The 12863-nt window shown below is 49.9% G+C and carries 10 protein-coding genes and 1 pseudogene; 10 read left to right on the forward strand and 1 reads right to left on the reverse strand.

Translation table 11 applies throughout. The features are described 5' to 3' along the window. Positions 1-13 precede the first annotated feature (13 nt). The 5 genes and pseudogenes from XI25_RS14925 to XI25_RS14945 all read left to right on the forward strand — a co-directional run bounded on the left by XI25_RS14925 (position 14) and on the right by XI25_RS14945 (position 4674). Positions 14-397 carry a MerR family transcriptional regulator gene (locus XI25_RS14925; protein ID WP_046679284.1) on the forward strand — a complete coding sequence of 128 codons (384 nt, stop codon included), beginning with the start codon at positions 14-16 and terminating at the stop codon, positions 395-397. A gap of 56 nt (positions 398-453) precedes the next feature. After that, positions 454-687: pseudogene (locus tag XI25_RS14930) on the forward strand (diguanylate cyclase); the annotation flags it as partial. Positions 688-1063: 376 nt separating this feature from the next. Beyond that, positions 1064-2413 carry a glycosyltransferase family 2 protein gene (locus tag XI25_RS14935; RefSeq protein ID WP_046679286.1) on the forward strand — a complete coding sequence of 450 codons (1350 nt, stop codon included), beginning with the start codon at positions 1064-1066 and terminating at the stop codon, positions 2411-2413. Positions 2414-2432: 19 nt separating this feature from the next. After that, on the forward strand, positions 2433-3533 hold the full coding sequence (locus XI25_RS14940; RefSeq protein WP_046679287.1) for an acyltransferase: 1101 nt from the start codon (positions 2433-2435) through the stop codon (positions 3531-3533). Between the two features lie 4 nt (positions 3534-3537). Further along, positions 3538-4674: a glycoside hydrolase family 18 protein gene (locus XI25_RS14945; protein ID WP_046679288.1), complete on the forward strand. Its 1137-nt coding sequence runs from the start codon at positions 3538-3540 to the stop codon at positions 4672-4674. Between the two features lie 107 nt (positions 4675-4781). On the opposite strand, the gene XI25_RS14950 is transcribed toward XI25_RS14945, so the two are convergent. Continuing rightward, a complete protein-coding gene (locus XI25_RS14950; RefSeq protein WP_046679289.1) occupies positions 4782-5135 on the reverse strand; it encodes a hypothetical protein in 354 nt (117 codons plus the stop codon). A gap of 327 nt (positions 5136-5462) precedes the next feature. On the opposite strand from XI25_RS14950, the gene XI25_RS14955 reads away from it, so the two are divergent. The 5 genes from XI25_RS14955 to XI25_RS33380 all read left to right on the forward strand — a co-directional run bounded on the left by XI25_RS14955 (position 5463) and on the right by XI25_RS33380 (position 12506). Further along, positions 5463-6710, forward strand: a complete 1248-nt coding sequence (locus XI25_RS14955; protein ID WP_327204788.1) for an MFS transporter — start codon at positions 5463-5465, stop codon at positions 6708-6710. 170 nt (positions 6711-6880) lie between these two features. Then, the gene (locus XI25_RS14960; protein WP_046679290.1) at positions 6881-9634 is read left to right on the forward strand and encodes a DEAD/DEAH box helicase family protein; all 2754 of its coding nucleotides are present in this window, start codon (positions 6881-6883) and stop codon (positions 9632-9634) included. 93 nt (positions 9635-9727) lie between these two features. Beyond that, positions 9728-10021 carry an alpha/beta-type small acid-soluble spore protein gene (locus XI25_RS14965; RefSeq protein WP_046679291.1) on the forward strand — a complete coding sequence of 98 codons (294 nt, stop codon included), beginning with the start codon at positions 9728-9730 and terminating at the stop codon, positions 10019-10021. Positions 10022-10406: 385 nt separating this feature from the next. Beyond that, entirely contained in the window at positions 10407-12197 is a 1791-nt protein-coding gene (locus XI25_RS14970; protein ID WP_046679292.1) for a hypothetical protein, read from the forward strand. A 138-nt stretch (positions 12198-12335) separates the two neighbouring features. Then, positions 12336-12506: a hypothetical protein gene (locus XI25_RS33380; protein WP_160308922.1), complete on the forward strand. Its 171-nt coding sequence runs from the start codon at positions 12336-12338 to the stop codon at positions 12504-12506. Positions 12507-12863 lie beyond the last annotated feature (357 nt).

A 12863-nucleotide genomic window follows, 5' to 3' on the forward strand; every position in this document is an offset into this window, starting at 1 on the left:
AAGGGGAACAGGCATGGAAGGAATGACGCGCGGCGAACTGGCCAAGCGAACCGGATTAAGCACGGCGGCCATCCGCTACTATGAGGATTGCGGCATCCTTCCGGTTCCCGACCGAACGGCGAAGGGCTACCGCATATACTCGGAAGATTATCTGGTGAAGATCAAGTTTATCAAAGATGCCAAATCCTTGGGCTATTCGCTAAAGGAAATCGGAGAAACGCTGCATATGCTCAGCCAAGAGATGGATCCGGAGGCCTTAAAGGGGTTGGTGCACCATAAAATCCTTGAGATCGAGGAGCGGATTAAATCCCTGCGCGCCATACAAAGGAACCTCGTCGGCTTGCTCCAGACCCCGGAAGAGGACATCCACAACTATTTGGAATCGTTTCGCATATAGAAGAATAGGAAGTGAAAAAAGGACCTGCGAGGGAGTAAAATCCCGGCGAAGAGTTCGTCCTGATCCTGCCCGGCGCAGATAAGGCTGAATCCGAGGCCATCGCTGAAAAATTGCGGCTTGCCGTCGCCGGATCGACCTGGAAAACGGGCAGCCTGACCGTGAGTATCGGGGTTGCAACGTCTGTGCCGGGCGACTCGGAAGCCGCAATGCTGGAAAAAGCCGATCAGGCCCTATATGCGTCTAAACAGAACGGAAGAAACCGCGTTACGCACACTGCGGATTTAAACTGAAGCGGAAACATAATGATGTAACAAAATCTCCTCTAATCAAGTTAGAGGGGATTTTTTTTGCCGAAAAATTCCCCTGACACGGATCACGAGGAATAGCTCGTCCTTACATTCAAGAAAATTCTCCCTTGATCATATAAATTTATCCCTAATAAATGCTTTTAAAGGTAAAATAAACCAAATAAGAGACTTTACTTGAAAAATATCCATGTATTCGTTTTCTTGCTGGATTGGGCGGTTTTACTTTTATTTAACGGCTGGGATAGTTTTAAGAGGAGGAGTTTATGGGGAAAGGAGGACGGAAGGCGGAAGATAGGGAACGCACACCGACCCGTTTTCAAAGAAGGAAGGATAGATAGAGAAAAAAGGAGTGAGTGCCATGCAATACTTTTTTTATGGAATCGCGGGTGTGTTTCTTGTGTTTCAGGCGCTGTATACGATTATTCCGCTGCTGTGCAGCAAAGTGAAAAAGCTGAATCATGATCTTGACGAAAAATCGATATCGGTGCTCGTTCCTGCCTATAACGAGGAGCTTACGATTAAGAACTGCATTGACGCCATGGCGGGTTTGCATTACGGGAATCACGAGATCTTGATCATCAACGACGGTTCCAAGGACGGTACCTTCTCCGCGTTGGACGAGCTGCTGGATTTAAAACCGGACTATAGGAGACCGGACCATAAGCTTGCCTATAAATCGATAACGGGTTTTTACCGCTCCACCCGTTATCCAAACATATTCGTCATCGATAAGCTGAACGGCGGAAAAGCGGACTCCCTGAATGCGGGCATCGATTGCGCCGCGTCCGAGATCATGATTACGCTGGATGCGGACAGCATGCTGGAAGCCGACTCGCTCAAGTTCGTAAATCAATATTTTCATGATCAGCAGATTATCGCGCTTGGCGGTACGGTCAAAATCGTGCAGGGGGCAGAGAAGAAAAACGGAGCGATCGTGGAGAAATTTCAGGGAAAAGGGCTAATTAAAAGCCAAATCATCAATTACACGCACGGCTTCTATGTCCGGAAATTAACGCAATCCTTTTTTAATTCGATCGTTGTCATTTCAGGCGCATTCGGGGCTTTTTACAAAGACATTTTGGTTCAGGTGAACGGTTTCCGCAGCACGGTAGGCGAGGATATCGATATCACGTTAAAGATCCATGAGTACATCAAGGCCAACCGGTTGAACAAAAAGCTGGTGTATGCGCCTGAAGCGGTATGCTACACCGAATGCCCGGAGAATCTGCCGAACTTTTACAAGCAGCGGATCCGGTGGCAAAAGGCATTCGTCGACTGCATCCTGATCTATTGGTCCAGGCTGTCTCACAAGTTCACTCCGGGAGTAAGTCTGTTTTTTGCGATCGACGGGTTCATGCTGGGGACCTTCTCCGCGTTCACTACTTTATTTTATGTGGGGCAGGTGCTGCTGACCGGCGGAAATGTGCTGCATGCCATCATCTTCCTGCTGATCAGCATATTGGTCAATGCGGCGCAGATCATCATTTCTTTATACTTGTGCAAAAAATACGGCAGCAACTATTCCCTCGCCGACTATTTCAGAATGTTCTTTTTCAGCCAGATGGAACTGCTGACCTATCGCAATCTGCTGCTTTACATCAATATTGTCGGAACGTTCAAGTACTTTGACAATGATGAGGGCTGGGGATTCGTCGAACGTAAAGGCGTCGCGGCCATCAGCCAGAATATCCCGGCCGGATCGAATTAAGCGGATGGAGGAGGTTCCTATGAACAGCGTAATTCCAAGCAAAAGAATCCTGTACGTGGACATTTTGAGAATTCTGTCGATCATCGCGGTCATTATCCTGCATTACACGGCAGAAGTGCTAACCAATACGAACGATTTCAACTCCGCCTCATGGTGGATCAGCAATGGATTCAATTCGGTATCCCGGTTCGCGGTTCCGGTATTCTTCATGATCAGCGGGGCGATGATTCTCCGAACGGAGATTCGCTCCTACCGCGACTTTTTCAAGAAGAGGGTCGTGCCGCTGCTCATCCCCCTTGTAAGCTGGTCCATCATTTACGGCTTGTACAATCAATACTATATTCTTAAGAGCAAGATGAACCTCTACGAATTTGCAGTCGACTTCGTCTATCGCCTGGTTATCGACAGAAACTATGTGCATTTATGGTTCCTGTATGCCATTATCGCGGTGTATATGACGGTTCCGCTGATCAGCAAATTTATTAAGAATTGCAGCGAGAGGGATCTGAGGTATTATTTGCTCTTATGGTTTATCGTCAGCATAGCCTATCGTTTCGTCTCCGATGCCGTATTCCGCGTTACGGACCAGTACATCAACATTCCGATCATGAACATTCCCTTTTTTATGGGGTATCTCGGCTACTTCATTCTGGGGTATTACCTCTTTCATTACGAACTGCCGCTGAAAGCGAAGAATATAATATATAACCTGGGGGTCATCTCCTTCTTCCTGACGCCGGTGGCTACTTATTTTGTATCGCTCCGCGACGGCGTGCTGGACGAGATGTTCTATGGCAACTATTCGATCACCACCTTTTTCATGGCTTGCGGCATGTTTGTTTTTTTCAAAGAGAAAGAGGAGGCGATAGGGGAAAGAGCGAATCATAAAATCCAAAAATTGATCAGTTCGATCTCCAAAGCCAGCTTCAGCATTTATCTGATCCATTTGATGGTTGAAATGATGCTTTCGGGCGGAACGGAAGTGGATGCAACGTTTCTGGATGCGGCCATCAGTCTTGTTTTGAACATTGCGGTCATATTCGGCATCAGTTACGTCACCGTCAAGTTGTTGAATTTGAGTAAATCGATAACATATATCCTATTCGGCGGGCGGGGTTAGAGGAATGAGAATAAGCATATATACGAAAATGTTTATCGTCGTTTTGCTCACCGGCATGGGGCTTTACTTGTATCAAGCATCCGGCGCGGAAGACCGAAAAATCACGGCTGTTTACGTGGAGGCGTGGAAGGACTATAGAGAGGTGAAGCTGTCCGGCAAGAATGTGGACATCGCTTTTATCGCTTTTGCGAAAATCGACGGCACGAATATTTATTTTCACGAAGACGGCGCCACCAATGACCAGATCAAAGAAAATGTCAAAAAGCTGAAGGAGCATAACCCCGAGACCAAGATGGTGCTTGCGATAGGGGGATATGGCGCCGACGGCTTCTCGGATGCATCGCTGGACGGCAATCGGTATCTGTTTACGGAGAGCATCGTGAACATGGTCAAAGAGCTGGACCTGGACGGCGTCGACATCGATTGGGAATATCCCGCGTTTCATGCCTGGAATACGCAGAAGTCGCGTCCCGAGGATACGCAGAATTTTACAAGCCTGATGAAGGAATTAAGGGAGAAGCTGTACCGGCTGCCGCATAAAAATAAGAAAAAGTACCTGCTCACCTTCGCTTCGGGCACCCAGGATTGGTATTTTAAAAACGTCGAAGTCAAAAAGGTCGAAAAATACGTCGATTACATCAATGTCATGAGTTATGACTTAACCGGCCGATGGTCGGACACGACCGGCTTCAACTCCAATTTATACATTGATAGCCGGCATAAATCCAAGCACAGCGTTGACCGAATCATCACGATGTACCTGGACCACGATGTGGACAGCAGGAAGCTGCTGCTCGGCATCCCGGCTTATTCCTATGGCTGGAAAAACGTGAAGGGCGGTACGGACGGCGCCTTTGCTTCCGGGAAGCCGATCGACATCGACAAGGTGGATCTGAGCTATAAAATGATCGAGAAATCGTATCTGAACAAAAACGGCTATAAGCGATATTATGACGACAGTGCCAAAGCCGCTTACCTGTACAATGGAAACACGTTTATTAGCTATGAAGATAAAGAAGCGCTTAAGGAAAAGGTGAAATACATCGAAGACAAGGATTTGGCGGGGGCGATGGTTTGGCAATACTCGCAGGACGCGGAGGATGGAATCATTCAATTTCTGGCGAACAACCTGAATCAATGAAGAAGGATGACCAAACAAGAAACTTCTTGTTTGGTCATTTTTACATGGTTTTGAGGTATAGGGGCTAGACCATGCTGCGATTATAGGAATGAACTTGGGACATCTCCTTATTGCTGGTAGAATGCGTGCACGTGAAAATCGCGTTGATTCTCATCTGCCACCCAAATCATCAATCTTCGGTTTGAGGAGAAGCGATTTTCTTTTGCCATGCAGCTGAATTCAATGAATGCCCGAATTGCTTCGTAGGTCAGCAAATTTATTTTTTGGACGAATAAATTGATGTGAAGCATAGCCGAACTTTGCAGAATAAGTTGACGCATTTCTTTGCGCAGTTTGGGGTAGAGCGTCAAAGAATCGGCCTGGATTGCACTTAACAGAATATAGTCGACGGCCAAAGGCTCCCCGCAGAAGTAAATAGGTATATCATTAAACGGCTGTATAGAAATATTAAGATATTTCATGTCTACTTCACCTTTTTTTCTTAAAATATGGGAAAGTATAATTATCTTGAAGTCTATATCCTTATTTTGCAAGAAAAAATATTTTATTGTAAGGTTTTTTTTGCGTCGGATATAAAGTATGTTTAACGGGCTCTATGGCGGTGTTATAATAGATTCAATTATTTTCGGAGGTGTTTAGGATGAGAGTAAGCTCAATGTTTTGTATTTATCAATCGTCCCAATTAGGTGAAAACAATCGGTGGATGACACGCGCGTAGTTCTCGCGCGAAAAATGCCGGGGCAGGTGGCGTGTTGATCCGCCGTGATAAGAGAGGCGGACCCGGTTAAATGATGAATGTAAAAGCGTCACAGGTTTATATTTTTATGGGATTTTGGACTTCTTTGGCGAATGCCATGATGTTTACGACTTACGCAATCTATGAAGTTATTGCTTTGGGATTGAACCCGCTCCAACTGCTGCTGGTAGGCATGGTCTTGGAAGCGGCCGTATTGCTTTTTGAAGGGATTACCGGCGTTGTTGCCGACTATTACAGCCGCAGACGGTCTGTTATTATGGGAATGTTCGTCTTGGGCGTCGGATTTGCCCTGGCCGGAAGTGCGATTTGGCTGGGGGACAAGGGGCTCGCGATGTCTTCTTTTGCCTGGCTTTTGCTGTCGCAGATGGTCTCCGGTATCGGCTACACTTTCATCAGCGGCGCGGACACGGCCTGGATCGTGGATGAGGTAGGGGAGAAAAACGCAGGAAAGTTATTTTTGAGAGCCAGACGGATCGGGCTTTTCGGAACGCTGCTGGGGATAGCGATAAGCGTGTTCTTATCGAGCCAGGGGGCGAATCTGCCGTATTTGGCGGGAGGCCTCATGTATCTTTTGCTGGGCGTGTACCTTCTCTTCTATATGAAAGAGACGAAATTTGTTCGACCAGAGCGGAGAAGCGGGGCATTCTCCCATTGGAAAAGCATGAAAGAGACTTGGCTGTCCGGCTCCCGAGTGATCCGGCGTCATCCCCTGCTGCTCATGATGCTGATCGTAACGGTCTTCAGCGGAGCTGCTTCGGAAGGCTATGACCGGTTATGGCAGGCCCATATGATCACCGAAATTGGTTTTCCGGCAGATATCCCGTTTTCGGCAGCTATATGGGTTGGGCTCATTGCCGTCCTGTCTACCCTGCTGAGTCTTCCGGTCATGTGGATCGCGGAGAAGCGCATTGACATGAGCAGGGAACGGATTGTGTTCAAGGGCATGTTGATACTGACTCTGGTGCGAATCACCGCGATTATGGTATTGGCGCTGTCGTCCGGGTTTGCCTGGGCGCTTGCCGCAGTCCTGCTTTATGATATGGTACGGATGCTGAGCGCCCCGTTTTATGACACCTGGCTCAACTTGAACATCGAAAGCAAATCGCGGGCGACCGTACTGTCGATGATGAGCCAAAGCGACGCGCTTGGGCAAACGGCGGGAGGGCCGTTCGTGGGGTGGATCGGCAGCCGTTTCTCGCTGCGCGCGTCCCTTGTGGCCGCTGCGGTGCTGTTAACGCCCATTTTGGCTGTGTACAGCCGCATGCAGCGCAAAGAATAAAGGATTCAAGAACCAGCCTTCGCGAAGGCTGGTTTTTTGCATGGCAGCATTTAACGAATCATTTCTATAGGATTCATGAAGACAGGTGAAGCAGGGCTGGTGTTTTGCTGTATGGTACTATGGAAGAGAATGAAATTCTAGCTGCCTATCATGCGGGGAGACGTCGTCATATGAAACAATTTCCTTCAAATATTTCGTTTCGCTATCCGTGGCGATCCTATCAAAAAAGAATATTGGATGAGCTGGACCACCATCTAAAAAACCGCCATCTCCATCTTGTGGCGCCTCCCGGCTCGGGAAAAACCGTGCTTGGCCTGGAAGTGATGCTGCGGGTGAACGGTCCAACGTTTATCGTGGCGCCGACGCTGACGATTAAAAACCAGTGGGCGGACCGCTTCAGGGATCTGTTTCTGCAAACCGGGGAGTTGCCGGAGTGGGTGTCCACCAACCTGAAGAAGCCGGCCTTCGTGACCATCACGACCTATCAGGCATTGCACAGCTTGTATAAAGCGGACGATGGAACAGGGGCAGATGATGGGACGGAGGAGGGCGTGGCAGAAGGCCTTCACTCACGTGAATCCGGGGAAGGGCAAGTTTCCGGGTCCGGGACGGAGAGGGAGGAAAGCCCCGAGGCGGAAGAGATCCGGGACACGGGAGAAGCCGGGAGCATCATGGAGGCTTTAAACCGTCTCTCCTTTACCACGCTTATACTGGATGAGGCACACCACCTCCGTTCCTCCTGGTGGAAAAGCACGCTCCATTTTCGTTCCGGATTACGGCAGCCGACCGTTATTGCGCTTACCGCTACGCCGCCGTATGATGTTCAGCAGACCGAATGGCAGCGCTATATTGAGCTGTGCGGGCCGATTGACGCGGAGATCAGCGTCCCTGAGCTGGTGCGGGAATCGGAGCTATGTCCCCATCAGGACTACGTTTACCTGTCCGTTCCGGAGAAGGAGGAATATGAGCCGCTGCATAAATTTCGGACAAGCGTCCGGGAGCTGAGACAGGAGCTGCTGCAGCATGCCGTACTGCGTGAAAGCGTGGAGTCCCATCCGTGGATCGCGGAGACGGAGAAGCACATGGAAGAAATTCTGTCTACGCCTTCATGCTACTCCAGCATGGTGATTTATTTGAAGGCGATCGGTCATCCCGAATGGGAGCGGTCCGCTTCGGTGCTCGGCGTTGAAGGGGAGACGGTGCCGGCTTTGAGCGACGAGTGGCTGGAAGAGCTGTTAACCTGGCTTCTGTACAAGGAGGAGCGCATGGATACCGGAAGGGAGGAATTTGCCGAGCTTCGCCGGAGGCTCAAGGGCATGGGAGCGGTGGAAAAAAGGAAGGTTTATCTCCGCTCCACTCCCGAGTTTGATAAGATGTTTGTTCAAAGCGTCTCCAAGCTGCGCAGCATTCAAAATATCGTATCTTTTGAGCAAAGCGTCCTGAAGGAGAATTTGAGAATGGTCATTTTGACCGACTATATCCGGAAAGAGGCGTTTCCGAAAAAGAACGGCGACGGCAAGCTGCCAAGCCGTCTCGGGGTCGTTCCGATCTTCGAAATCTTGCGGCTCCGGTCGGACGGGGATCTGGCGCTTGGAATCCTGACCGGTTCGCTCGTCGTTCTTCCCGTCTCGGCGATGCCGCTGGTAAGGGTTGAGGCTGAGAAAGCGGGCGTCCCCCTGGACTGCAAACCGCTTCCTCATGACGACCGTTACGTGACGGCCGAGCTAAAGGATTCCGACCGTTCCGCGCTGGTAGCCGTCATTACGAAGGTATTCTCCCAAGGAGGGATAAAGGTCCTTGTGGGAACCGCAGCGCTGCTGGGCGAAGGCTGGGATGCGCCCTGCATCAATTCCTTGATCATGGCATCTTACGTAGGATCCTTTATGTTGTCCAACCAGATGAGGGGCAGGGCTATCCGAACCGAAAAAGGAAATGCCGATAAAACGGCCGCCATATGGCATTTGGCCTGTTTGGATACAGCTCAAGAGGAAGGGGGACGCGACCTCGATTCCTTGGGCAGACGGTTCCGCTCTCTAGTTGGACTGGCGGTCCATCGGGAAACGATTGAAACCGGAATCGGGAGAATGGACACGCTCATGGATAAATATACGGCCGAAGCCATTGAAGCCAAAAACCAGGAAACTTTTGACCGGGCCCGCAACCGGCATTTGCTGCATGAACGCTGGAAGAAAGCCGTTGTATTGCACGATCATATGACAGAGGAGCTTGTCGCCGACGGGCGGCAGGTGCCGCGTCCATATTATTTTGCCCATACGATCAAAGGCTTGCTGATATGGGGGGGCATCGTCTTTTCGACCTTACTTCTGGATACCTTGCTTACACCGGAAGTGCTGTTCGGCGACTGTCCGTTTTGGATGAAACTGCTGTTGGCTATGCTTGTCGGGATCATTCCGGCCGGGCGTCCCGTCTTCAAAGGGATCTCGATGTACGTGAAGCATCAATCCCTGGAATCGAGCATTCGGGAGGTCGGCCAGGTGGTATATGAGACTTTGTACCATATGAAGCTGCTTGAACCCGAACCGAATAAGCATCGGATTCAGGCGGAGGATAACGGGGGCACTGTCGTTTGCTGGATGGAAGGGGGAACGACGCAGGAGAAGACGCTTTTTTTAAATTCCCTTCAGCAGGTGCTTGAACCCGTAAAGAACCCCCGATACCTGCTCTATCGCGAATCCCGGTCCGGGCTGCTGACCCGAAAGGATTTCCATGCGCTGCCGGAGCCCATCGACCGCAAGAAAGAGGATGCCGAGCGTTTCGCTGCCTTATGGCGCAAAAAGATCGGTCCCGCCGAGCTTGTCTACACCCGGACGACGGAAGGGAGAAAAATCCTGCTGACGGCCAGACTGAAAGCCATGTCGGCCCGTTTTTCCGATAAGTCCGAACGGATCAGCGCATGGAGATAATAGGGGGAAACCTCCGCGAACTAAACTTATTCCATGGGGATGATTAGGACGGCTTCCGGGAATGTTAGGTGTAAACATGTTGGGAGTGATCTTATGGCAAGAAGAAGAAACCGAAAATACGCGGTGCCGGAGATTGCGCAAGAGATGCGGGCGTTCAAGGCCGAAGTCATGAAGAATGAGGGTTACGACATCGATCCGAACCGTCCGGACGATGTGAAATACGAGGTTGCCAAGGATCTCGGAATCCCGCTGCAGCCGGACGGAAACGGCAGATTAACGACGGAATCGGCGGGTCAGATCGGCGGAAAAATCGGCGGGTCGATGGTTCGCGAGATGATTCGTCTTGCCCAGCAGAAGCTTGCTGAGCCGGAGGATGGCGCGAATTAAGGTTTTTCTGAAGAAATCATACTTGCGAATCAGCTGAAATCGAAAGATGTCTTCGTTGAACTTTTTTTTCAAAAGAACGCCGTATAGGACCCGGATTCCGCAGGTGATCGGTTCAGGTCAAACCTCGCCGAGTCAAGCCCGGAAACCGCAACTTTCTACCTGATTAGTTGGCCCTAAAACCTTCCATAATTTATCTTTCTCGCGAAAAAAGGATAAAACACCCAAAGATAGCATAGTTCCTTATATACAGATCCTAAATTCAAATCATGAAGCGAGCCCGTCCTTTAAGGATATGGGCTCATCTTTTTGTCAGGGATCAATGCTATAATAACCCCGTTTACTACATGAGGACAGGCTTTGGTCCGCATAGAAACGGAGGGGAATTATGACTGTGAAAAGATACCAAAAGCTTACCGGCCTGTTGTTGATGGCTGCAACGCTTTTGGTCGGTTTTCAATCTCCGGCTAATGGAGAGACGGCTGGAGAAAAAGCAACTTGGGTATGGCAGACGGAACTGATCGAGGACGGTGGAGAACGGCTTCTAAACTTCGCTCATGACGAAGGCATGAATCTGATCTATTTGCAAATTAATCGTGATCTCCCTAAAGAAACATATGAACGATTCATCCGGAATGCGCATGGGAAACAGATCGCTGTTCATGCCCTGGGGGGAGACCCCGGATGGGCGCTGCCGGAGCATCGGGACCGCATGCTCGGTCTTGCAGATTGGGTTATGGACTATAACGCCGGCGTTCCAGCCGAGGGCCGTTTCGACGGAATCCATCTCGACATAGAGCCATATGTGCTTCCCCAGTGGGAAACCGAACAGGACAAGGTTATTTCCTCCTGGGAGAGCAATTTGAAGGAATTCCTGGGCAAAACAAGCGGAACAGGTCTGGAGCTCGGGATCGACATCCCTTTCTGGTTTGATCATATCACCTTAGCGAATGGAGGCAGCTTGAATGAATGGCTGATCAGCGTTTTTGATCATGTGACGGTGCTCGCTTACCGTAACGTAGCCGATTCAGAGCACGGCATTATCCATCTCTCGCAAAATGAGCTGGAACTCGCCGACAAGCTCGGAAAAAAAGTCTTGATTGCCGTCAATACCAAGGAGATGCCCGGAGAGGCCCACACCACCTTTTACGGGCAGGGAAAAGAGCGGATGAATCAGACGCTTGAGCAATTGTCCGGTTCGCTGAGCTCGCATCCTTCCTTTGCGGGACTTGCCGTGCATGATTTCCGCAACTGGGAGAACATGCCGGTCAATAGTGGGGGAGACGGTACTCCGCCTGCCGGAGAAACACCGGGCCCTGTTCCAGAACCGGAGCCGGGAACCGATGGACCCGTACCTGATGCGGCTCCCGTTACAAGGGATCCTGTCGTAAGGGGTACTTATATTTGGGAAGCGAATGAACTCATTCAGAACAGCCGGGAGATTCTGGAGTTCGCCAAGGAGAAGAAGCTGAATTGGCTTTATGTCAGGCTGGACCTGCAGCAGCCGTTCAGCGCATACATGTCGTTTGTTAAACAGGCTTCCGCAGCCGGAATCGAAGTGCATGCCATGGGAGGACACCCGATCTGGGCGCTTCAGGAGAACCGGGGAAAAATGATGAAGCTGGTCAACTACGTGAAGGACTATAACCGGTCTGTGCAGGGGGATGAGCGTTTCCACGGCATACATTTGGACATTGAGCCTTATGTGCTGCCGGAATGGAAGGCGGATTCGCAGCGGGTCATCTCCGAGTGGACCGCCAATCTGGATGCGTTTGTCAGTGAGCTGAAAAAGGATTCCAAACTGCAGGCAAGCATGGATATGGCGGTATGGCTGGATAAATACACGGTTCCCGGACAAGACCTCTCCCTCAGCAAATGGATGATTCAGCGCATGGATCACGTATCGCTCATGGCTTTCCGGGATAAAGCCGACGGATCCAACGGCATTGCTCACGTAGCCAAGGAAGAGATCGCGTTTGCGGATGAATTGGGCAAGCCGCTCTTGTTTTCGGTTGAAATGAAAGAAAGCCATGAGGGCAGCCATATTACCTTTTATGAGGAAGGATCGGCTTACATGGAGGAGGAGCTTGCGAAACTGCCGGTTTTGTTGAAGGATTCTCCCTCGTTTACCGGTAGTCTGGTCCATGCCTATGAGTATTGGAAGAACGCTAAACCATAACTTGAATTATAATGTCCCTGCTTGCTCTAATGGAGCAAGGGGGCTTTTTTTCGCTAATGGTGTTGACGGAAAGGGGTTTAGAACTGGAGCCGTACGGGTACAGGAAAAACGAGAGAAACTATCGGCGGGAAAGGAGCGATGTTTCATGGAAACACAGGCGCTTATCCGGAAGGCATGACACCGAATCTCAGGGAACGCAATCCTGCCGATCGGGCACAATCGATCCACGAAATCAGGAACGTCCCCGTGCCGGGCACCGACCCGGTGTATGGAAACGAAGGGCTCTTGTTTTATAAATGGGTGAAGTAAGGATCGCAGGGCACTAAACATCTGCAGGCGTACTCAAAAAAAGCTGATGTCACCGAATTGGCGACATCAGCTTTTTTAAGAGATAAGAAAGTATAAACATCAGAGGTTTGCCATCTTTATCTCGCAAGAAAAACTTCCGCTAAATGCGGTCTGTCTTCTGAGAAAGTACGTTCGATAGACGTTTTTCTTAAGAGATAAGAAAGTATAAACTCCAAAGGTTTGCCTCCTTTATCTCGCAAGAAAAACTTCCGCTAAATGCGGTCTGTCTTCTGAGAAAGTACGTCGATAGACGTTTTTTCTTATGATGCATGAATCCCTGGCCATGAGGCCAAAGTAATTTCCGTAATTAGAACGTGA

Origin of the sequence: Paenibacillus sp. DMB20 (genome assembly GCF_000987955.1) — a bacterium.
Classification (GTDB): domain Bacteria; phylum Bacillota; class Bacilli; order Paenibacillales; family Paenibacillaceae; genus Paenibacillus_AQ.